A 25,090-nucleotide genomic window follows, 5' to 3' on the forward strand; every position below is an offset into this window, starting at 1 on the left:
CCGCAAGGCCTTGCCGGAGCCGGAGCTGGGCGGGCAGGCCCGCGAGTACGTGGCGCCGCGCAACGAGATCGAGGCGCAGCTGTGCGAGATCTGGCAGGAGGTGCTGGGCGTGGCGCAGGTGGGGGTCATGGACGACTTCTTCCTGCTGGGCGGGCATTCGCTGCTGGCCACCCGCGTGGCGGCGCATGTCCAGCAGCGTCTGGCCGTGGAGCTGACGCTGGCCCATGTGCTGACGCAGGCCACGGTTCGCTCGCTGGCTTTGCAAGTGCAGGCGCTGCAGCGTGAGGCGCTGCCGCCGCTGCTTCCGGCGCCGCAGGGTTCGACACCCGTGCTGTCCTTCGGCCAGCAGCGCCTGTGGCTGCTCGATCATGTGGAGGGGGGCAGTGCCCAGTACAACGTGGCGGGCGCCTTGCGCCTGCACGGCGCGCTGGACACCGCCGCCCTGGGCGAGGCCGTGCGGCAGCTGGTCCGGCGGCATGAGGTGCTGCGCACGGCCGTGAGGCTGGATGAGCAGGGGCACCCGGTGCCGGTGCTGCTGCCGGCCGAGGGGTTCGAGGTGCACGACGCATCGCTGGCGGCGCTGGCGCCCGCGGACCGGGAGGCCGCGCTGCCCGGCCGTCTTTCCGAAGAGGCCCGACGCCCTTTCGACCTGGCCAGCGACTTCATGCTGCGGGTCCAAGTGCTCACGCTGGACGACGAGGACCACGTCCTGCTGGTGACCCTGCACCACATGGCCTCCGATGGCAGCTCCATCGAGCCGCTGGTTCGGGAACTCAGTGCGCTCTACAACGGCCTCGTGCGGCAGTCGCCTGCGGCCATGCCCCCCATGACTCTGCAGTACGCCGACTACGCCCAGTGGCAGCGCCAGGTCCTGCAGGGTGAACGGCTGGAGCGTCTGCTGGGCTACTGGAAGCAGCAGCTGGACGGTGCGCCGCCGGTGCATGGCCTGCCCACGGACTTTCCTCGCCGCATCGATGGCAGCCGTCAGGGCGGCCTCTGGCTCAGTCAATGGAGCCGTGAGCAGGTCGAGGCCCTGAAGCGCTTCTGCGCCACCCGCGGTGCCACGGCCTTCATGGGCCTGCATGCCGCCTTCTCCGTCTGGATGGCCCGCTATGCCGGCAGCCGCGACATCGTGGTCGGCACGCCGGTGGCCAATCGCGGCAGGGCTGAACTGGCGGAGATGATCGGCTTCTTCGTCAACACCCTGGTGCTGCGCCTGGAGCTGCAGGGCGAGCTCAGCTTCGAGGCCGCCGTGCAGCGCAGCAGGCACGCGCTGCTGGAAGCGTACGAGCATCAGCAGGCCCCCTTCGAGCTCCTGGTCGAGCGCCTGCAGCCGGAGCGCAGCCTGGCGGTCTCGCCCTTGTTCCAGGTGATGCTGGCACTGCACGAGGACCGCCGCGATGTGCCGGCGTTTGCCGGTGTGCAGGCCCGCTATCTGGAGCGCCAGCCCCAGACGGCCCGCTACGACCTGTGCCTGGACGTACAGGAACGGCAGGGCGCCTGGGTCCTGGAATGGGAATTCAACCGCGATCTCTTCAGCGAAGCCACGGTGCAGCGCTTCGATGCCACCCTGCGGAAGCTGCTGGAGGCGGCGCTGGACCAACCCGGGGCCGATGTCTTCGGCCTTCCCATGCTGCCGGCGCAGGAGCAGGCGCTGCTGCAGGGCTTCAACGCCACGACGCGGGCCTTCCCGCATGACGCGCGCATCCACGAGCTCTTCGAGGCCCAGGCGCAGCAGGCCCCGCAGGCGCTGGCGCTTTCGTTCGAAGGGCACAGCCTGAGCTACGCGGAACTGGACGAACAGGCCAACCGCGTGGCGCAGTACCTGGTGCACACGTGCGGCGTGCAGCGCAACGAGCTGGTGGGCCTGTGCATGGAGCGCTCGCTGGAGATGGTGGTGGGGCTGCTGGGCATCCTCAAGGCCGGCGGCGCCTATGTGCCGCTGGACCCGAGCTACCCGGCGCAGCGCCTGGCGCACATGGTGCAGGACTCCGGGGCGCGCAAGGTGCTGATGCAGCAGCGGCTGCTGGGGCAGGTGCCGGTGGCTGAGGAACAGGCCGTGTGCCTGGACGCGCCGCAGGTGCAGGCGCAGCTAGCAAGCTACGCCGCGGTGAGGCCGGAGGTCGTGGGCGCGAACGCGCAGGACCTGGCCTACGTGATCTACACCTCGGGCTCGACTGGCCTGCCCAAGGGCGTGCTGGTGGAGCACCGCAGCGTGGTGAACTTCCTCAGCGCCATGGCCCATGCGCCGGGGCTCGGTGCCACGGACCATCTGCTGGCGGTGACCTCGCCCTCGTTCGACATCCACGGCCTGGAGCTGTTCCTGCCGCTGTCGCTCGGCGCGCGCGTGACCATCGCCTCTGACGAGGCCGTGCGTTCGGCGACGCTGCTCGCAGCGCTGATGGAGCAGGGCGGCATCACGGCCATGCAGGCCACGCCCGCGACCTGGCGCCTGCTGGTGGAGGAGGGCTGGCGCCCGCATCGGCCGATGAAGCTGCTGTGCGGTGGCGAGGCCCTCAGCGCCTCGCTGGCGCAGCAGCTGCTGGCGATGCCGGGGGCCCAGCTGTGGAACCTGTACGGGCCGACCGAAACCACCATCTGGTCCTGTGCACAGCAGGTCCGGCAGGCTGGCGATGCGCTGTCCATCGGGCGTCCCATCGCCAACACCCAGATCTTCATCATGGGCGAGGGCGGCGGGCTGGCGCCACTGGGCGCGGCGGGCGAGCTGTGCATCGCCGGCCTGGGCCTGGCGCGCGGCTACCTCCACCGCGAGGCGCTGACGCGAGAAAAGTTCGTGGCCAATCCCTTCCACGACGAGGCCAATCCGGGCAGCAGCCCGCGCATGTACCGTACCGGCGACCTGGCACGCTGGCGCGAGGACGGCACGCTGGAGTTCCTGGGCCGGATGGACCACCAGGTGAAGGTCCGGGGCTTCCGGATCGAGCTGGGCGAGATCGAAGCAGCGCTGGCGGCCTGCGAAGGCGTGCGCCAGGCCGTGGTGCTGGCGCGCGAGGTGGCGGGCGACAAGAAGCTGGTGGCCTACCTCACCGGCGAGGCCGAGGTGGCCGCGCTGCGCGAGGCCCTGCGTCGGCGCCTGCCGGAGTACATGGTGCCGGCGCTCTTCGTCACGCTGGAGTCTTTGCCCCTGACGCCCAACGGCAAGCTGGACCGCAAGGCGCTGCCGGAGCCGGAGCTGGGCGCCGACGCGCAGGCCTATGTCGCGCCTCGCAACGAGGTGGAAGCGCAGCTGTGCGAGATCTGGCAGGACGTGCTGGGCGTGGCGCGCGTGGGAGTCACCGACAACTTCTTTGCATTGGGCGGCTCCTCGCTGGACGCCACCCGGATCACGGCCAGGGTGCGCCAACGCTGGGGCCTGGCGCCCACGGTGCAGAAGCTGTTCGCCCAGCCGACGCCAGAGGCCGTCGCCGCCCACCTGGAAAGCCTGAAGCAATCGGCGCTGCTGCAGTTTGACCAGCAGGACGCCCTGAACGAACACGAAGTCGAAATCCAAATCTGATCACCATGAACAAGCTGCTGAACCAACTGAGCGAAAAGGGCATCCGACTGAGCGTGGGTGCCGACGGCAATCTCCTGGTCCGGGGCAATCGAAGCGCCCTGGATGCCGGGCTGCTTGCCGCCCTGCGCGATCAAAAGACAGCGCTTGTGGAGTGGTTGCGTGAAGCGGAGGCGGCGCAGGCCCGGTCCGCGCTGTCGCCGCTGCCGCGGCGCGACGGCCGCCTGGCCGCGTCCTTCGCCCAGCAGCGGCTGTGGGTGCTGGACAGGGTGGATGGCGGCAGCGCCCACTACAACCTCAGCACGGCGCTGCGGCTGCGCGGATCCCTCGACATCCAGGCCGTGGCGCAGGCCCTGAGCCGCATCGTCGAGCGTCACGAAAGCCTGCGCACCGTCTTCGGCATTGACGCCGAGGCGCAGGTCTTCCAGCAGATCCTGCCGGCGTGTCCGGTCCAGGTCCGGTTCGAGGACCTGTCGGTGCACGAGACGGCGCTGCGGGAGCGCCGCCTCGAGGCCGCGCTGGACCGCGAGACCGCGACCTCCTTTGACATCGAGCGCGATCCGCTGCTGCGCGCCGCCGTCTTCAAGTGCGCGGCAGACGAGCATGTGCTCAGCGTCACGCTGCACCACATCGCTTCGGACCGCTGGTCGCTGTCCCTGGTGCTGCAGGAGTTCTGCCAGCTCTATGCCGAGCAGGTCGGCGGAGCGCCTGCGTCCCTGCCAGAGCTGCCGGTGCAGTATGCCGACTACGCCGCCTGGCAGCGCCAGCACACCCAGGGGGAGGCGCTGGAGCGGCAGCTGCAGTTCTGGCAGCGCCAGCTGAGCGGTGCGCCGACCCTGCACAACCTGCCGCTGGACACGCGCCGGCCGGCCCAGCAGTCCTATCGCGGTGGTCTGGTCACCCAGCTGATCCCCCACGCGCTGGCCGAGCGCGTGCGGCAGTGGTGCCAGGGCGCGAATGCCACGGTCTTCCTGGGTGTCCACAGCGCCTTTGCCGTGCTGCTGGCGCGCCTGAGCAACGAGCGCGACCTGATGGTCGGCACGGCCGTCGCCAACCGAGACATGCCGGAGATCGGCAGCCTCATCGGCTATTTCGTCAACACCCTGGTGCTGCGCAGCGACCTGTCCGGGGCTCCGGGCTTTGCCGAAGTCGTGGAGCGCCATCGCGCCTTGATGGGGGCGGCCTTCGAGAACCAGGGCGCGCCGTACGAGCAGGTGGTCGAGCGCCTCAACCCGGCCCGCTCCCTGGCCCACAACCCGGTGTTCCAGATCATGTTCGGCCTGAACGGGGCCGAGAGCACCGAGATCCCGCTGCCCGGGCTGGCAAGCGAGCTCCTGCCCCGGCACGGCACCCTGTCGCAGTACGACCTCTCTCTGGACGTCACCGATCGCGCACAGGGCCTGGAATGCGTGTGGGAGTACAACACCGACATCTTCGAGAAGGCCACCATCGAGGCCTTCTCCCGTGCCTTCCAGCATCTGCTCGCTGCGCTGCTGGACGAGCCGGACCGCTGCGTCTTCGACCTGCCCCTGATGGACGAGCAGGAACGGCGCTCGGTGCTGGCCAGCTCCCAGGGGCCGCGCCGCCCGCAGGAGGCGCGGCAGCGCGTCCATGAGCTGTTCGAGGCGCAGGCGCAGCGCGCGCCTGATGCGGTGGCCTTGCGCTTCGAAGCTCAGAGCCTGAGCTACCGCGAGCTGGACGAACAGGCCAACCGCGTGGCGCAGTACCTGGTGCACACGTGCGGGGTGCAGCGCAACGAGCTGGTGGGCCTGTGCATGGAGCGCTCGCTGGAGATGGTGGTGGGGCTGCTGGGCATCCTGAAGGCCGGCGGCGCCTATGTGCCGCTGGACCCGAGCTACCCGGCGCAGCGCCTGGCGCACATGGTGCAGGACTCCGGAGCGCGCAAGGTGCTGATGCAGCAGCGGCTGCTGGGCCAGGTGCCGGTGGAGGAAGCGCAGGCCGTGTGCCTGGACGCGCCGCAGGTGCAGGCGCAGCTGGCGGCTTGCGAGGCGACCCAGCCGGTGGTGGCGGGTGCCAGCAGCGAGGACCTGGCCTATGTGATCTACACCTCGGGCTCGACGGGCCTGCCCAAGGGCGTGCTGGTGCCGCACCGCGGCGTCGTCAACCTGTCCCTGGACCTGATCGAGCGCTACGGCATGACGGCCTCCGACCGCATGCTCCAGTTCGCGCCGATCAGCTTCGACATGTCCGTGGAGGAGATCTTCACCACGCTGTCCAGCGGCGCCTGCCTGGTGCTGCGCACGGACGCCTGGATCACCTCGGCCGCCGAGTTCTGGCAGCGCTGCGAGGCCGAGCGCCTCACCGTGCTGAACCTGCCGACGGCCTTCTGGACCGAGCTGGCCACGACCCACGCCGCGCGACCCAGTGCGAGCGTGCGCCATGTCTCCATCGGCGGTGAGATGGTCTCGGACGCCGCCCTGAAGGCCTGGTACCAGCACGAAGGCCCGCTGCCCCGGCTGATGAATGCCTATGGTCCGACGGAATGCAGCGTGAACGCCACCGTCGCCCTGCTGCAGGCACAGGGGCGCAGCACCATCGGCACTCCGATTGCCAATACCGGCACCCTGGTCCTCGACGATCGCCAGGCGCTGGTGATGGACCGCCTGGTGGGCGAGCTGTACCTGACCGGCGAGGGCCTGGCCCTGGGCTATCTGAACCGGCCCGAGCTCACCGCCGAGCGCTTCGTGCCCAATCCCTTCCATGACAGCACGGACCCCGCGAGCAGTGCGCTGATGTACCGCACCGGCGACCTGGTGCGCCGCCTCCCCGGAGGCGAGCTGGAGTACATGGGCCGGACCGACGACCAGGTCAAGATCCGCGGCTTCCGCGTCGAACTGGGCGAGATCGAATCGGCGCTGGGCCGGGTTGACGGCGTGCAGCGCGCCGTCGTCCTGCCGGTGGTCGGTGACGCCGGCGTGCCCCGCCTGGTGGCCTACTGGGTCGGCCAGTCCGACGAGGAGGCGCTCAAGGCCGCGCTGGGGCGCCAGCTGCCGGACTACATGATGCCCAGCGCCTTCGTGGCGCTGGACGAGCTGCCGCTGCTGCCCAACGGCAAGATCAACAAGAAGGCGCTGGCCGAGCTGCAGGTCGAATGGACAGCGGCTTACGTGCCGCCGGCCAGCGAGGCCGAGCGCCTGCTCTGCGACATCTGGTCGCGGGTGCTGGGCGTTCCGCGCGTGGGCGTGACCGACAACTTCTTCGCGCTGGGCGGCCACTCCCTGCTGGTGATGCGCCTGATGGCTCTGCTGCGGGAGCAGGGCCATGTGCTCGGCGCGCGGCATGTCTTCGAGGCTCCGACGGTGCGCGAGCTGGCCAGCCGCCTGGTGCCCGCCGTGGCCGCCGAGCCGCTGGCCGAGCTTCCTGCGCGCTTCGACTGGACGGATGCGCCGCGCATCCAGCCGGAGATGCTGCCGCTGCTGGCGCTACAGCAGGAGCAGATCGACCGCATCGTGGCCCAGGTCCCGGGTGGCCAGGCCAATATCGTGGACATCTACCCCCTGGCGCCGCTGCAGGAGGGCATCCTGTTCAGCCACCTGATGGCCTCGGGCAGTGATCCCTACATCATCCCCACCTTGCTCTCCTTTGCCAGCCGGGCCCGCTTCGAGCGCTTCCTGGCCGCCCTGGACGAGGTGGTCCAGCGCCATGAGGTGCTGCGCACCGCGGTGTACTGGGAATCGCTGCCCAAGCCGGTGCAGGTGGTCCTGCGCCGCGCGCAGGTCCCGCTGCAGTGGCTGGACATCGAAGGCGAGGGCACTGCACTCGAGGCACGCATGCGCGAGCTGTGCGAGCCCGAGCGTCAGTGGATGGACCTCAACCAGGCGCCGCTGATCCGCCTGAAGGCCGTGGAGGACCCGGCCAGCGGCCGCTGCCTGGTCTGCCTGCAGGTGCACCACCTGATCGACGATCACGTGGCCATTGAGGTGATCGAGCGCGAGACCTCCCTCATCATCGACGGGAGGGCCGCCGAGCTCCCGCCCTCGGTGCCTTACCGCAACTTCGTCGCGCATGCGCTGCGCACCTTCGACGCCGGCCGCGCCAAGACCTTCTTCAGCCAGATGCTGGGTGAGGTCAGCGAGCCCACCTTGCCCTTCGGCCTGGCCGAGGTGCAGGGCAGCGGCGATGGCATGGACGTGGCACAGGTCCGCCTGCCAGCGGCGCTTGCCAGCCGTATCAAGTCCCTGGGCCGGCAGGGCAGCCGCAGCCCGGCGGCCCTGTTCCATGCCGCCTGGGCCCTGGTGCTGGCGAGCTGCTCGCGCCAGGAGGAGCCGGTCTTCGGCACGGTGATGTCCGGTCGCATGGGCGCTCTGGCCGGCATGGACCAGGCCCTGGGCATGTTCATCAACACGCTGCCGGTCAGGGTCAGCCTCTCCGAGAAGAATGCCGCCGCCCTGGTGGACCAGGTGGCGCAGACGCTGCAGTCGCTGGTCGAGCACGAACAGACGCCGCTGCCCCTGGCCCAGCAGTGCAGCGGGGTCGCGGCAGGGCAGGCGCTGTTCAGCGGCATCCTGAACTACCGCCATACCGCGCCCAGGTCCGAGGTGCCCCACATCTCCGACATCGAGGTCCTGACCTCGCATGAGCGCACGAGCTATCCCTTCAACCTGGCCGTCGACGACCTCGGCGATGGCTTCTCCCTGGAAGTCCAGGTGCCACCCGCCATTGGCGCGGCCCGCATCGCGGACTACGTGATGCGGGCGGCGCAGGGGCTGGTGGAGCGTCTCGAGACGGGCAGCGAGGAAGACGTGCTGCGCATCTGCGTGCTCGCCGAGCAGGAACTGCAGCGCCAGATGCACGAGTGGAACAGCGGCTTCACGCCCTATCCCTCCGACACCACCATCCATGCCCTGTTCGAGGCCCAGGCCGCGCGCACGCCCGACGCACTGGCGCTAGTCCATGAAGGCGAGCACGTCAGCTTCGCCGAGCTGAACCGCCGTGCCAACCAGCTGGCCCACTTCCTGCGGGCCCACCTGGACCTGCGCCCGGACACCCTGATCGGCGTGTCCATGGAGCGCTCGATCGACATGATGGTCAGCCTGCTGGGCATCCTGAAGGCCGGCGCGGCCTATGTGCCGCTGGACCCTGCCTATCCCAGCGAACGCCTGCTCTACATGATCGAGGACGCCGGCCTGGGTCTGACGCTGTGCTCTCAGAGCCAGGCTCAGCGCCTGAGCCTGCCGTCGACGCAGACGATCTGCCTCGACGAGGCGGGCACCCGCGAGAAGATCGCCGCGGCACCCGACGGCAATCCCCAGGTGCCTGCGCTGCATGCCCACAGCCTGGCCTATGCCATCTACACCTCCGGATCGACGGGCAAGCCCAAGGCCGTGCTCATCGAGCACCGGGGCCTGTGCAATCTGGCCCATGACCAGCGCTTCACGCTGGACATCACGCCGGACTCGCGCGTGCTGCAGTTCGCCTCGCTGTCCTTCGATGCGGCGACTTGGGAATGGGCCATCGCGCTGATCAATGGTGCCGCCCTGGTCATCCCCAGCGGCGAGGTGGCGAAGTCGCCGCCCCTGCTGTCGGAGCTGGTCGAGCGCACCGGCGTCACGCATTCGGCCATGACGCCGGCCATGCTCCCGCTGCTGGACTTCCAGCAATGGGCGGGGGTGCGGGTGCTGGTCGTCACCGGCGAGGCCTGCCCCTACGAGCTGGCCGAGAAGTGGGCGCATGGCCGCCGCCTGGTCAATGGCTATGGTCCGACGGAGTCGACCGTCTGCTCCAGCGAGGGCGACTTCAAGCCCGGCCAGGGCCATCTGCACATCGGCCGTGCCATCCGCAACCTGCAGATGCATGTGCTGTCGAGCCGCATGCAGCCGGTGCCCACCGGCGTGCCGGGTGAGCTCTATATCGGTGGCGTCGGCCTTGCCCGCGGCTATCTCAACAGGCCCGAGCTGACGGCGGAACGCTTCGTTCCCAACCCCTTCTTCAATCCGGTGGACCCCTCCAGCAGCGACCGCCTCTATCGCACCGGCGATCTGGCGCGCTGGCTGGACAGCGGCAACCTGGAATTCGTCGGCCGGGTGGACCATCAGATCAAGCTGCGCGGCCAGCGCATCGAGCTGGGCGAGATCGAAGCGGCCATCCAGGCCGTCCCGGGCGTGGAGATCGCCGTCGTGCTGGTCAAGGAAGTCGTGGCCGGTGACCGTCAGCTGATCGCCTACGTCACCGGTGGTGTGACCGCCGAGGTGCTGCGCACCGCGCTGCAGGCGCGCCTGCCCGACTACATGGTGCCGGCGGCCTTCCTGACGCTGGAGCAGATGCCGCTGACACCCAACGGCAAGATCGACCGCCGGGCGCTCCCGGACCCCGATCCCAGCCTGTTCCAGTCCGAGTACCAGGCGCCGCGTACAGCGCTGGAGACGGCCCTGTGCGCCCTCTGGGCTCAGACGCTGGGCCTCGAGCGGGTCGGTGTCTCCGACAACTTCTTCCTGCTCGGCGGCCATTCGCTGAGTGCGATGAGCGTGGTGGCCCTGGCCAAGGAGCAGGGCCTGTCGATCTCCATCCGCCAGATCTTTGCCAACCCCACCGTCGCCGGCCTGGCCGCGGTCCTCGAGGCGGCCGCCCCGGCCAGTGAGGCGTACGCCGCGCCCGCCAACCTCATCCCCCCGGGCAGCCCGCACATCACGCCGGACATGCTGCCCCTCGTGGCCCTCAGCCAGCAGGAGCTCGACACCGTGGTGGCGGCGGTGCCGGGTGGTGCGGCCAACGTCCAGGACATCTACCCGCTGGCACCGCTGCAGGAGGGCATCCTGTTCCATCACCTCGCGGCGGGCACGGGGAGCGATCCCTATGTGATGGCCACGGTGTGGGACTGCGACAGCGAGGACTCGGTCGCGTCCTTCCTGGAGGCCTTGCGCTTCATGACCACGAGGCACGACGTGCTGCGCACGGCCGTCCAGTGGCGGGACCTGTCCAGGCCGGTGCAGGTGGTGCTGCGCCAGGTCGAGCTGGACATCGAGACGCTGTCCTTCGACACACTGGCCCAGGCGCATGCGCAGGTGCTGGAGCTCAGCGATCCCCAGCGTCAGCGCCTGGACCTGGGTCGCGCGCCGCTGCTGCGCGTCACCATCGCCCGTGCGGGTGATTCGTCGCGGCGCTACATGCTGCTGCAGTTCCACCACCTGATCGGCGATCACGTCGCGATGGAGATCATCGAGCGCGAAGCGGCGATGTTCCTGGCGGGGCACGCGGCGCTGCTGCCGCAGCCGACGCCGTATCGCGACTTCGTTGCACACGCCCTGCGCCAGCGGGATCGCGACGATGCCCGCCAGTACTTCAGCGACAAGCTGGGCGAGGTGAGCGAGCCGACGCTGCCCTTCGGCCTGGCCGATGTGCAGGGCGATGCGGGCGCCATCGAGGAGTCCCAGCTGCGCCTCGCCCCCGGGCTGGTGGAGCAGCTGCGCCAGCAGGCGCGCCGCCGTGGCCAGAGCGCAGCGGCGCTCTTCCATGCGGCCTGGGCCCTGGTCGTGGCCGCTTGCGCCGGACGCAGCGACGTGGTGTTTGGCACCGTGCTGTCCGGCCGTGTGGACGACGGCGCCGCCGCGGCGCAGATGCTGGGCATGTTCATCAACACCCTGCCGCTGCGCCTGCAGCTGCAGGGGCAGGGCGCGGAGGCGCTGCTGCAGCAGGCCGGCACGGCCTTGCGGGAACTGATGGCGCATGAGCAGACGCCGCTGAGCGTGGCGCAACGCGCGAGTGCCGTGCCCAACGGGGTGCCGCTGTTCAGCGCGCTGCTCAACTACCGCCACAGCGAGGAGCCGGACCAGTCCACCCAGGACGTGCTCGGCCTGAAGCTGATCGCCGGCCAGGAGCGCACGAACTATCCCTTTGCGCTCAATGTGGACGACCTGGGTCGTGGCGGCTTCGAGCTGTCCGTCCAGGTGCAGCGCCCCATCGGCGCGGCGCGCGTGCTGAGCTATGTGCACACCGCCCTGCAGGGCCTGGTGCGTGCGCTGGAAAGCCAGGACCCGACGCCGGTGCGCCAGCTGGCCATCCTGCCCGAGGAGGAGCAGAACCGCCTGCGACTGACCTTCAACGCGACGACCCGCTCCTGCGCCGGCGAGGCGCTGACCCATCAGCGGGTGGAGGCGCAGGCGGCGCAGCACCCCGATCGCATCGCCCTGAACTGGGGCGATCAGGCCTTGAGCTATGGCGAGTTGAACCGCCGTGCCAACCGCCTGGCGCATCTGCTGGCAGGCATGGGCGTCGGCCCGGATGTGCGGGTGGGCCTGTGCCTGCCCCGTGGTCTGGACTGGCCCGTCAGCCTGCTGGCCGTGCTCAAGGCCGGGGGCGCCTATGTGCCGCTGGACCCGCGCCTGCCGGCCTCGCGCCTGCAGTTCATGGCCCAGGATGCCGGCTGTTCCGTGCTCATCACCCATCGCAGCCACAGCACGCTGGTGCAGCTGGAGACAGCCGCCACGCTGTGTCTGGACGAGCTGGAGGCGCCGCTGGCAGCCAGTGCCGAGCACAACCTCGATCGCCCGGTCGACGCGGAGGACCTCGCCTACTGCGTCTACACCTCGGGTTCCACCGGCCAGCCCAAGGGCGTGGCCGTGCCGCACCGCAGCCTGCTGGGCTTCATGACGCATGTGGACTATGCGGCCTTTGACGCGGACTGCGTCAGCCTGCACTACTCCTCCGTGTCCTGGGACGTGCTGACGCTGGAGCTGTGGCCCGCCCTGTGCCACGGGGGCCGCTGCGTGCTGTTCGACGGCGAGGACATCAGCCCGCAAAGCCTGGCCCGTTCCCTGCAGACCGGGCAGGTCAACACCCTGTGGCTGACCGCCGCCTTCTTCAGCACCTTCGTCGACTCGCAGGTCGAGGCGCTCGGCGGTCTCAAGCAGCTGATGGTCGGCGGTGACCGGGTGTCGGCGGCGCATGTGCGCCGCCTGCGCGCCCGTTGGCCGGCGCTGCGTGTGATCAATGGCTACGGGCCGGTCGAATGCACCGTGTTCAGTGCCTGCTATGTCGTGCCCGAGCAGCTGGATGGCGAGCTGCCCATCGGCCGGCCCATTGGCGATCGACGCATCTACCTGCTGGACGATGTGGGCCATCTGGTGCCGTCGGGCGCTGCCGGCGAGCTGGTGGTGGCGGGCGGCGGTGTCGCCCGTGAATACCTCAACCTGCCCGAGCTCAGCCAGGAACGCTTCCAGGCGGACCCCTGGGTGGCGGGCGAGCGCATGTACCGCACGGGCGACCTGGCGCGCTGGCGCGAGGACGGGGTGCTGGAGTTCCTGGGTCGCCTGGACCACCAGGTGAAGATCCGGGGCTTCCGGATCGAGCTGGGCGAGGTCGAGGCGGCGCTGGCGGCCTGCGAAGGCGTGCGCGAAGCCGTGGTCCTGGCCCGCGAGGTGGCGGGCGACAAGAAGCTGGTGGCCTACTTCACCGGCACCGCCGAGGTGGAAGCCTTGCGCGGCACTCTGAGCCAGGTCCTGCCGGACTACATGGTGCCCTCGGCCTTCATGGCCCTGGAGACCCTGCCGCTGACGCCCAATGGCAAGCTGGACCGCAAGGCGCTGCCGGAGCCCGAACTGGGCGCGCAGGGCCGCGAGTACGTGGCACCGCGCAACGAGATCGAGGCGCAGCTGTGCGAGATCTGGCAGGAGGTGCTGGGCGTGGCACAAGTGGGCGTCACCGACCACTTCTTCGAGCTGGGCGGGCATTCGCTGCTGGCCATGCAGCTGAGTTCCCGGGCGCATGAACGCGGCCTGGCGCTGACCATCCGCCAGGTCTTCACGACCCCGACGGTGCAGGGCCTGGCCGCGGCATTGGGCCAGGCTGCGCCGGTGGCGCCGGACTTCGTGGTGCCGCCCAACGCCATCCCGTCGGACTGCGAGCACATCACACCGGAGATGCTGCCCCTGGCCACGCTGAGCCAGGAAGAGATCGACGCGATTGCGGCGCAGGTGCCGGGCGGCATGGCCAACATCCAGGACATCTACCCGCTGGCGCCGCTGCAAGAGGGCATCCTCTTCCACCACATGGCGGCGACCGAGGGCGGTGACCCCTATGTGCTGGCCATGCTGTGGTCCTGCGAGAACGAGCAGGCGGTGACGGCCTTCCTGGACGCGCTGCGCTTCATGCTGCAACGGCACGACGTGCTGCGCACGGCGGTGCAATGGAAGCAGCTGCAGCAGCCCATGCAGGTGGTGCTGCGCCATGCGGAGCTGAAGGTGCAGGAGCTGTCCTTCGAGACGCAGGAGCAGGCACTGGCGCAGATGCAGGCACTGTGCGCACCCGAGCTGCAGCGCATCGAGCTGGACCGGGCGCCGCTGCTGCAGGTGCGGGTGGGCCGCGCGGCCCAGTCGCAAGCGTGCTATCTGCTGCTGCAGTTCCACCATCTGATCGGCGATCACGTGGCGATGGAGATCATCGAGCGCGAGGCCGCCGTGTTCGCGGCTGGCCAGGCACAGCAACTGCCCGCGCCCGTGCCCTATCGCACCTTCGTGGCACGAGCGCTGCAGCAGCGCGAGCGCAGCGATGCGCAGGCGCACTTCCGCGCCGAGCTGGCGGACGTGACGGAGCCCACGCTGCCCTTCGGTCTTTCCGACGTGCAGGGCGACGGCGCTGGCGTGGACGAACGCAGCCTGAAGCTGGATGCCACGCTGGCGCAGCGCCTGCGCCGGCAGGCGCGCGAGCGCGGGCTGAGCGCGGCGGTGCTGTTCCACGCGGCCTGGGCCCAGGTGGTCTCGGCCTGCGCAGGGCGCAGCGACGTCGTGTTCGGCACCGTGCTGACGGGCCGCGCACAGGAAGGCGCGCAGTCCGCGCAGATGCTGGGCATGTTCATCAACACCTTGCCGCTGCGCGTGCAGCTGCAGGGGCAGGACGCGGAAGCCCTGGTGCGCCAGACGGGCCGCAAGCTGCACGAGCTGATGGACTTCGAGCAGACGCCGCTGGCGCTGGCCCAGCGCTGCAGCGGGGTGACCAATGGCGTGAGCCTGTTCAGCGCGCTGCTGAACTACCGCCACAGCGAGGTGATGGACGAAGCCGCGCAGCGCGAGCTGGGCATGCGCATGATCGCCGGCCAGGAGCGCACCAACTACCCCTTCGCGCTGAACGTGGACGACTTCGGCGAGGCCGGCCTGGAGCTCAATGCCCAGGTGCGCTCGCCGGTGAGCGCCCAGCGCGTGCTGGGCTATATGCAGGCGGCGCTGGAGAGCCTGGTGCAGGCGCTGGAGACGCGCAGCCCGCTGCCGGTGCAGGCGGCCAGCGTGCTGCCGGCGCAGGAGCTGGCGCAGCTGCAAGGCTTCAACGCCACGACGCGGGCCTTCCCGCAGCACGTGCGCATCCACGAGCTCTTCGAGGCCCAGGCGCAGCGCGCGCCTGATGCGGTGGCCTTGCGCTTCGAGGGTCAGAGCCTGAGTTACCGCGAGCTGGACGAGCAGGCCAACCGCGTGGCGCAGTACCTGGTGCACACGTGCGGGGTGCAGCGCAACGAGCTGGTGGGCCTGTGCATGGAGCGCTCGCTGGAGATGGTGGTGGGGCTGCTGGGCATTCTGAAGGCCGGTGGCGCCTATGTGCCGCTGGACCCGAGCTACCCGGCGCAGCGCCTGGCGCACATGGTGCAGGACTCCGGGGCGCGCAAGGTGCTGATGCAGCAGCGGCTGCTGGGCCAGGTGCCGGTGGCTGAGGACCAGGCGCTGTGCCTGGACACGCCGCAGGTGCAGGCGCAGCTGGCGGCTTGCGAGTCGACCCAGCCGGTGGTGGCGGGTGCCAGCAGCGAGGACCTGGCCTATGTGATCTACACCTCGGGCTCGACCGGCCTGCCCAAGGGCGTGCTGGTGGAGCACCGCGCGCTGGTGAACCGCATCGACTGGATGCACCGCGAGTACGGGGCGGATGCCCAGGACGTGTTCCTGCAGAAGACGCCGTTCGGCTTCGACGTGTCGGTGTGGGAGTTCGTGTGGCCGCTGACGGCCGGATCGCGGCTGGTGATGGCGAAGCCGGAAGGGCACAAGGACCCGCAGTACCTGGCCGAGCTGATCCAGCGCGAAGGGGTGACGAAGCTGCACTTCGTGCCCTCGATGCTGAGCAGCATGCTGGCGCACGAGGGGCTGAAGCACTGCGAGACGCTGAGGCAGGTGTTCTGCAGCGGTGAGGCGCTGGCGCCGCACCAGGTGCAGGGCTTCCTGGCGCAGTGCCCGTGGTCGCAGCTGCACAACCTGTACGGTCCGACGGAAGCGGCGATCGACGTGAGCTACTGGGACTGCGCGCAGCTGAAGGAGGGGGAGGCCGGGGTGCCGATCGGCCGGCCGATCCAGAACATCCAGCTGTACGTGGTGAGCGAGGGCGGCGGGCTGGCGCCGCTGGGCGCGGCGGGCGAGCTGTGCATCGCGGGCGTGGGCCTGGCGCGGGGCTATCTGAACCGCGACGAGCTGACGCAGGAGAAGTTCGTGGCCAACCCCTTCCACGACGAAGGCGATCCGGGCAGCAGCGCACGCATGTACCGCACGGGTGACCTGGCGCGCTGGCGCGAGGACGGGGTGCTGGAGTACCTGGGCCGGCTGGACCACCAGGTGAAGATCCGGGGCTTCCGGATCGAGCTGGGTGAGATCGAGGCGGCGCTGGCGGCCTGCGAGGGCGTGCGCGAGGCCGTGGTGCTGGCCCGCGAGGTGGGGGGCGACAAGAAGCTGGTGGCCTACCTCACGGGCGAGGCCGACGTGACCGCGCTGCGCGAGAGCCTGGGCCGGCGCCTGCCGGACTACATGGTGCCCTCGGCCTTCGTGGCGCTGGAGGCGCTGCCGCTGACGCCCAACGGCAAGCTGGACCGCAAGGCGCTGCCGGAGCCGGCGCTGGGCGGGCAGGCCCGCGAGTACGTGGCGCCGCGCAACGAGATCGAGGCGCAGCTGTGCGAGATCTGGCAGGAGGTGCTGGGCGTGGCGCAGGTGGGCGTCATGGACCACTTCTTCGAACTGGGCGGGCATTCGCTGCTGGCCATGCAGCTGAGCGCGCGCCTGCGCGCCCAGGGGCTGGAGCTCTCGATCCGCCAGGTCTTCGCCACGCCGACGGTGGCTGGCATGGCCCTGGCGATGCAGGCACCCTCGCGGGCCGAGGGCCAGGGCACGGTGGTGCCGCCCAACCGGATCCCGGCGGACTGCGAGCGCATCACCCCGGACATGCTGCCGCTGGTGGCGCTGAGCCAGGACGACATCCAGTCCATCGTCGAGCGCGTGCCCGGGGGCACCGCCAACGTCCAGGACATCTACCCCCTGGCGCCGCTGCAGGAAGGCATCCTCTTCCACCATCTGATGGCCCAGGGACACGATGCCTACGTGACCCCCATGCTGTTCCGCCTCGAGTCCGAGGCCTTGCTGAACGCCGCCCTGGCGGCGACCCAGCAGGTCGTGGACCGGCATGACGTGCTGCGGACCCTGGTGCTGTGGGAACGTCTGCCCAAGCCGGTGCAGGTGGTCTGCCGGCGCGTCGAGCTGACGCTGGACTACATCGAGACCGATCCGTCGCGCAGTGTTCGCGAGCAGATGTTGGAACTGTGCGCACCGGAACTCCAGTGGCTGGACCTGGGCCAGGCCCCGCTGCTGCGCCTGCGGGCGGCCCGTGAGGCCTCGACCGGCGCGGTCTACCTGCTGGCGCAGATGCACCACCTGATCGACGACGCGACCTCCCTGCAGCTGCTGATGGACGAGATCACCGCCGTCATGAGCGGTCGTCAGGCGGAAGGGGCGGCAGGTGCATACAGGGACTTCGTCGCCTATGCCCTGTCCCAGGCCGAGCGCGCCGAATCGGACGCCTTCTTCCGCGCCATGCTGAGCGATGTCGACACGCCGACCCTGCCATTCGGGCTGGCGGATGTCCATGGCGATGGATCGGCCGTGCGTGAGGCTCGCCTGGCGCTGGACGACGGCACTGCGGTGGCGCTGCGCCAGAGCGCCCGCGAGCTGGGCATCAGCCCCGCCGCGATCTTCCATGCGGCGTGGGCGCTGGTCATCGGCGCCTGCACCGGACAGCCCGACGTGGTGTTCGGCACCGTGGTGCTCGGGCGCTTCCAGGGCGGCAGCGAGGCTGCACGCACGCTGGGCATGTTCATCAACACGCTGCCCTTGCGGGTGCGCCTGGACGGCGTCGATGCCTTGCAGCTGGTGCAGCAGGTCAATCGCTCGATCTTCGAGCTGCTGGCGCACGAGCAGGTGCCGCTGACGCGGGCCCAACGCCACAGCGGCCTGTCCGCCGACACGCCGCTGTTCAGCACCACCATCAACTACCGACGGGTCGGCGCCGTGGATGCCCAGGGTCTTCCAGGCGTGGAGACCTTCGGCGGTCAAGAGCGCACGAACTATCCGCTCAACTTCGCGGTCAATGACGCGGAGACGGCCTACGAGCTGGAAGTGCAGGGCAGCGCCGTGCTCAATGTGGAGGCCGTGCTGCGCTATGCCGACACCGCGGTCCGGGCCCTGTTGCAGGCCTTGCAGGCCCGCAGCCCGCTGCCGGTGGCGGCGGTGAGCGTGCTGCCCGCCCAGGAGCAGGCGCTGCTGCAGGGCTTCAACGCCACGACGCGGGCCTTCCCGCAGCACGTGCGCATCCACGAGCTCTTCGAGGCACACGCGCGGCAGGCCCCGCAGGCGCTGGCGCTGAGCTTCGAAGGCCGCAGCCTGAGTTACCGCGAGCTGGACGAGCAGGCCAACCGCGTGGCGCAGTACCTGGTGCACACGTGCGGGGTGCAGCGCAACGAGCTGGTGGGCCTGTGCATGGAACGCTCGCTGGAGATGGTGGTGGGGCTGCTGGGCATCCTGAAGGCCGGTGGCGCCTATGTGCCGCTGGACCCGAGCTACCCGGCGCAGCGCCTGGCGCACATGGTGAAGGACTCCGGCGCGAGGAAGGTGCTGATGCAGCAGCGGCTGCTGGGCCAGGTGCCGGTGGCTGAGGAACAGGCGGTGTGCCTGGACGCGCCGCAGGTGCAGGCGCAGCTGGCGAGCTACGCCGCGGTGAGGCCGGAGGTCGTGGGCGCGAATGCGCAGGACCTGGCCTACGTGATCTACACCTCGGGCTCGACCGGGCTGCCCAAGGCCTCCATGGTCGCCCATGCCGGCCTGTGCAATCTCGCCCTGGCCCAAGGCCAGTCTCTGCACGTGACCCAAGGGTCCAAGGTGCTGCAGTTCGCCTCGCTGTCCTTTGACGGCGCGACCTGGGAATGGTCCCTGGCCCTGGCCAATGGCGCCCAGCTGGTGCTTCTGCATGCCGACGATGTGCGATCGCCCCAGCGTCTCGGCACCTTGGTGCGCGAGCAGGGCGTGACCCACGCGGCCCTGCCGCCGGCCCTGCTGCCGCAGCTGGCCGAGACGGACTGGGCGACCGTCAGCACCCTGGTGGTGGCCGGCGAGGCCTGCCCGGTGCCGCTGGCGAAGAAATGGGCGAAGGGGCGCCGACTGGTCAACTCCTATGGCCCCTCCGAGGCCACGGTGTGCGCCACCGAGGCCTTCTTCGACGCCGAGGACGAGGTGCTGACCATTGGCCGGCCGATCGCCAACGTCAAGGTCTATGTCCTGAGCCGTTCCGGCGGCTTGGCGCCGCTGGGCGTGGCGGGCGAGCTGTGCATTGCGGGCGTGGGCCTGGCGCGGGGCTATCTGAACCGCGACGCGCTGACACAGGAGAAGTTCGTTCCCAATCCCTTCCACGACGAAGGCGATCCGGGCAGCAGCGCACGCATGTACCGCACGGGCGACCTGGCGCGTTGGCGCGAGGACGGGGAGCTGGAGTTCCTGGGTCGCCTGGACCACCAGGTGAAGATCCGGGGCTTCCGGATCGAGCTGGGCGAGGTCGAGGCGGCGCTGGCGGCCTGCGAAGGCGTGCGTGAGGCAGTGGTGCTGGCCCGTGAGGTGCGCGGTGACAAGAAGCTGGTGGCCTACTTCACCGGCAATGCCGACGCAGAGACCCTGCGCGAGGCCTTGAGTCAAGGCCTGCCGGACTACATGGTGCCCTCGGCCTTCATGGCCCTGGAGGCGTTGCCGCTGACGCCCAATGGCAAGCTGGACCGCAAGGCGCTGCCGGAGCCCGAGCTGGGCGCGCAGGGCCGCGAGTACGTGGCACCGCGCAACGAGATCGAGGCGCAGCTGTGCGAGATCTGGCAGGAGGTGCTGGGCGTGGCGCAGGTGGGCGTCACCGACCACTTCTTCGAGCTGGGCGGGCACTCGCTGCTGGCGATGCAGCTGAGCTCGCGGGCGCATGAGCGCGGTCTGGCGCTGACCATCCGCCAGGTCTTCACGACTCCGACGGTGCAGGGCCTGGCCGCTGCATTGGGCGAGGCCGTGTCGGCTGAGTCGGACTTCGAGGTGCCGGCCAATGCCATCCCACAGGACTGCGAGCACATCACGCCGCAGATGCTGCCGCTGGCCACGCTGAGCCAGGAGGAGATCGATGCGATCGCGGCGCAGGTGCCGGGCGGCATGGCCAACATCCAGGACATCTACCCGCTGGCCCCGCTGCAGGAGGGCATCCTCTTCCATCACCTGGCCACGGGTGACGGGCCCGATCCTTATGTGATGGCGATGCTGTGGTCCTGCGAGAGCGAAGCCACGGTGAGCGCCTTCCTGGAGGCGCTGCGCTTCATGCTGGATCGGCACGACGTGCTGCGCACGGCGGTGCAGTGGAAGTCCCTGCAGCAGCCCATGCAGGTGGTGCTGCGCCGGGCGGAGCTGAAGGTGCAGGAACTGTCCTTCGAGACGCAGGCCCAGGCACAGGCGCAGATGCAGGCGCTGTGCGCGCCCGAGCTGCAGCGCATTGACCTGAGCGAGGCGCCGCTGCTGCGCGTCAGCGTGGGCCGGGCCGGCGATGCGCCGACCTGCTACCTGCTGCTGCAGTTCCATCACCTGATCGGCGATCACGTGGCGATGGAGATCATCGAGCGCGAGGCCGCCATGTATGCGGCAGGCCTGGCACATCAGCTGCCGGCGCCCATGCCCTATCGCAGCTTCGTGGCGCGCTCGCTGCAGCAACGCGAGCGCAGCGACGCCCAGGCGCACTTCCGCGCCGAGCTGGCGGACGTGACCGAGCCCACGCTGCCCTTCGGCCTGGCCGATGTGCAGGGTGACGGCGCCGGCGTGGACGAACGCAGCCTGAAGCTGGATGCCACGCTGGCACAGCGCCTGCGCCGGCAGGCGCGCGAGCGCGGGGTCAGCGCGGCGGTGCTGTTCCATGCGGCCTGGGCCCAGGTGGTCTCGGCCTGCGCGGGGCGCAGCGACGTCGTGTTCGGCACCGTGCTGACCGGGCGCTCGCAGGACGGCGCGCAGGCGGCGCAGATGCTGGGCATGTTCATCAACACCTTGCCGCTGCGCTTGCAGCTGCAGGGGCAGGACGCGGAGGCCCTGGTGCGCCAGACGGCCCGCAAGCTGCACGAGCTGATGGACTTCGAGCAGACGCCGCTGGCACTGGCCCAGCGCTGCAGCGGGGTGGCCAATGGCGTGAGCCTGTTCAGCGCGCTGCTGAACTACCGCCACAGCGAGGCGATGGACGAAGCTGCGCAGCGCGAGCTGGGCATGCGCATGATCGCCGGCCAGGAGCGCACCAACTATCCCTTCGCCCTGAGCGTGGACGACTTCGGCGACGCCGGCTTCGAGCTCAATATGCAGACCTGCGCGCCCGTCAGCGCCCAGCGCGTGCTGGGCTATCTGCAGGCGGCGCTGCAGGCGCTGACGCAGGCGCTCGAGGACCGCAGCGCAACGGCCGTGGCGTCCCTGAGCATCGTGCCTGCCGACGAGCGTCGGCAGCTGATGAGCTGGTCGCAGCCGCCATCCGCTGGCTGGAACCCGGTGCGTGTGCATGAGCTGTTCGAGGCGCAGGCCCTGCGCACGCCGGACGCTCCAGCCGTGGTCTGCGAAGGCCGCTCGCTGAGCTATGCCGCGCTGAACGAGCAGGCCAACCGGTTGGCGCATCACCTGCGCGAGCAGTACCTGGTGGGACCGAATCGACGGGTCGGCCTGTTCATCGACCGCTCGCTGGAGATGATGGTGGGCGTGCTGGGCATCCTGAAGGCCGGCGGTGCCTATGTGCCGCTGGACCCCAACTATCCTGAGGATCGCCTGGCCCACATGGTGCAAGACTCCGCCATCGAGCAGGTGCTGACCCGCCAGTCGCTGCGGGCCGTCATGCCCGCAGGCATCGGGCAGGTGATCTGCCTGGACGACGCCGGGCTGCAGGACGCCCTGAAGGCACAGGCAACGCACAACCCGGTGGTGGAGGCCGCTGACGTCAGCGACCTGGTCTACGTGATCTACACCTCGGGCTCCACGGGCAAGCCCAAGGGCGTGATGGTGCCGCATCGCGGGGTTTCCAACCTGGTGCAGGACCTGATCGAGCGCTATGCGCTGAGTCCGCAAGACCGGGTGCTGCAGTTCGCGCCGGTGAGCTTCGACATGTCGGTCGAGGAGATCTTCACCGCCCTGGCCTGCGGTGCGGCGCTGGTGCTTCGCAATGACCAGTGGATCGCTTCCGCACGGAGCTTCTGGCAGCACTGTGTGGACCACGGCGTGACGGTGCTGAACCTGCCCACACCCTTCTGGGCCGAGTTGGCGCATGAGGTCCAGGTGCCCGTGCCGTCGCAGATCCGGCACATCTCCATCGGTGGCGACATGGTCACCGAGGCCGGCCTGCGCGACTGGTTCGCGCGCGAGGGCACGCTGCCGCGGCTGATGAACGCCTATGGTCCGACGGAATGCTCCGTCAATGCCACCATGGCGGTGCTGGAGCGTGGCAGCCCGGTGAGCATCGGCCGGCCCATCGCCAATACCAGCGCCCTGGTGCTGGATGAACGCGGTGGCCTGGTGCCGGTTGGCGTCCCGGGCGAGCTCTACCTGGGTGGCATCGGCCTGGCGGAGGGCTACCTGAACCGGGCGGACCTGACGGCCGAGCGCTTTGTCGTGAATCCGTACTTTGATGCGAGCTGCAGCTGCAGCAGCGCCTTGCTCTACAAGACCGGTGACCTGGTCCGTTGGAGCCAGGACGGGGTGCTGGAGTTCCTGGGTCGCCTGGACCACCAGGTGAAGATCCGGGGCTTCCGGATCGAGCTGGGTGAGATCGAGGCGGCGCTGGCGGCCTGCGAGGGCGTGCGCGAGGCCGTGGTGCTGGCCCGCGAGGTGGGGGGCGACAAGAAGCTGGTGGCCTACCTCACCGGCGAGGCCAGCAAGACCGACGGGGCCGCGCTGCGCGAGAAGCTGGCCCGTCATCTGCCGGACTACATGGTGCCCTCGGCCTTCGTGGCGCTGGAGGCGCTGCCGCTGACGCCCAACGGCAAGCTGGACCGCAAGGCGCTGCCGGAGCCGGAGCTGGGCGGGCTGGGCCGCGAGTACGTGGCACCGCGCAACGAGATCGAGGCGCAGCTGTGCGAGATCTGGCAGGAGGTGCTGGGCGTGAAGCAAGTGGGCGTCACCGACCACTTCTTCGAGCTGGGCGGGCATTCGCTGCTGGCGATGCAGCTGAGCTCGCGGGCGCATGAGCGCGGCCTGGCGCTGACCATCCGCCAGGTCTTCGCGACCCCGACGGTGCAGGGCCTGGCCGCTGCGCTGACCGATGCCGTGCCGAGTGAGCCTGACTTCGTGGTACCGCCCAACGCCATCCCGGCGGACTGCGCGCACATCACGCCGGAGATGCTGCCCCTGGCCACGCTGAGCCAGGAGGAGATCGACGCGATTGCGGCACAGGTGCCGGGCGGCATGGCCAACATCCAGGACATCTATCCGCTGGCCCCGCTGCAGGAAGGCATCCTCTTCCATCACCTGGCCGCGGGTGAGGGCGGCGATCCCTATGTGATGGCCATGCTGTGGTCCTGCGAGAGCGAAGCCACGCTGGCGTCGTTCCTCGACGCGCTGCGCTTCATGCTGCAGCGGCACGACGTGCTGCGCACGGCGGTGCAGTGGAAGCAGTTGCAGCAACCCATGCAGGTGGTGCTGCGCCAGGTCGAGATGCAGGTGGAGGCCCTGTCCTTCGAGACGCAGGAGCAGGCACTGACGCAGATGCAGGCACTGTGCGCGCCCGAGCTGCAGCGCATCGAGCTGGACCGGGCGCCGCTGATGCGGGTGCGTGTGGGCCGCGTGGCCCAGGCGCAAGCGTGCTATCTGCTGCTGCAGTTCCACCACCTGGCCGGTGACCACGTGGCGATGGAGATCATCGAGCGCGAGGCAGCGGTGTTCGCGTCAGGGCAGGCCCATCTGCTGCCGGCGTCCATGCCCTACCGCGAGTTCGTGGCGCGCTCGCTGCAGCAGCGCGATCGCAGCGACGCCCAGGCGCACTTCCGCGCCGAGCTGGCGGACGTGACGGAGCCCACGCTGCCCTTCGGCCTGGCCGATGTGCAGGGCGACGGCGCCGGTGTGGACGACAGCCGCCTGATGCTGGAGCCGTCACTGTTGCGGCGCATCCGGCAGCAGGTGCGCGCGCGCGGCGTGAGCGCGGCGGTGCTGTTCCACGCGGCCTGGGCCCAGGTGGTCTCGGCCTGCGCGGGGCGCAGCGACGTCGTGTTCGGCACCGTGCTGACGGGCCGCGCACAGGAAGGCGCGCAGTCCGCGCAGATGCTGGGCATGTTCATCAACACGCTGCCGCTGCGACTGCAGCTGCAGGGAATGGACGCGGAGACGCTGCTGCGCGAGACCGGCCGCAAGCTGCGCGAGCTGATGGACTTCGAGCAGACGCCGCTGGCGCTGGCGCAGCGCTGCAGCGGGGTGGCCAATGGCATGAGCCTGTTCAGCGCGCTGATGAACTACCGCCACAGTGAGATGGTGGACGAAGCGCTGCAGCGCGATCTGGGCATGCACATGATCGCTGGCCAGGAGCGCACCAACTACCCCTTCGCGCTGAACGTGGACGACTTCGGCGAGGCCGGCCTGGAGCTCAATGCCCAGGTGCGCTCGCCGGTGAGCGCCCAGCGCGTGCTGGGCTATATGCAGGCGGCGCTGGAGAGCCTGGTGCAGGCGCTGGAGACGCGCAGCCCGCTGCCGGTGCAGGCGGCCAGCGTGCTGCCGGCGCAGGAGCTGGCGCAGCTGCAAGGCTTCAACGCCACGACGCGGGCCTTCCCGCAGCACGTGCGCATCCACGAGCTCTTCGAGGCCCAGGCGCAGCGCGCGCCTGATGCGGTGGCCTTGCGCTTCGAGGGTCAGAGCCTGAGCTACCGCGAGCTGGACGAACAGGCCAACCGCGTGGCGCAGTACCTGGTGCACACGTGCGGGGTGCAGCGCAACGAACTGGTGGGCCTGTGCATGGAGCGCTCGCTGGAGATGGTGGTGGGGCTGCTGGGCATCCTCAAAGCCGGTGCGGCCTATGTGCCGCTGGACCCGAGCTACCCGGCGCAGCGCCTGGCGCACATGGTGCAGGACTCCGGAGCGCGCAAGGTGCTGATGCAGCAGCGGCTGCTGGGCCAGGTGCCGGTGGCTGAGGAACAGGCGCTGTGCCTGGACGCGCCGCAGGTGCAGGCGCAGCTGGCGGCTTGCGAGGCGACCCAGCCGGTGGTGGCGGGTGCCAGCAGCGAGGACCTGGCCTATGTGATCTACACCTCGGGCTCGACGGGCCTGCCCAAGGGCGTGCTGGTGGAGCACCGCGCGCTGGTGAACCGCATCG

The 25,090-nt window shown here is 69.9% G+C and carries 2 protein-coding genes; both read left to right on the forward strand.

All coding sequences use genetic code 11. The features are described 5' to 3' along the window. Window positions 1-3,517: amino acid adenylation domain-containing protein (locus O9Y01_RS22870; RefSeq protein WP_269633964.1), on the forward strand; the 3,517-nt coding region annotated here is incomplete at its 5' end. Between the two features lie 5 nt (window positions 3,518-3,522). Next, window positions 3,523-25,090: non-ribosomal peptide synthetase (locus tag O9Y01_RS22875; protein ID WP_269633965.1), on the forward strand; the 21,568-nt coding region annotated here is incomplete at its 3' end.

This window comes from Pelomonas sp. BJYL3 (genome assembly GCF_027257975.1).
GTDB classification, from domain to species: domain Bacteria; phylum Pseudomonadota; class Gammaproteobacteria; order Burkholderiales; family Burkholderiaceae_C; genus Roseateles_B; species Roseateles_B flavus.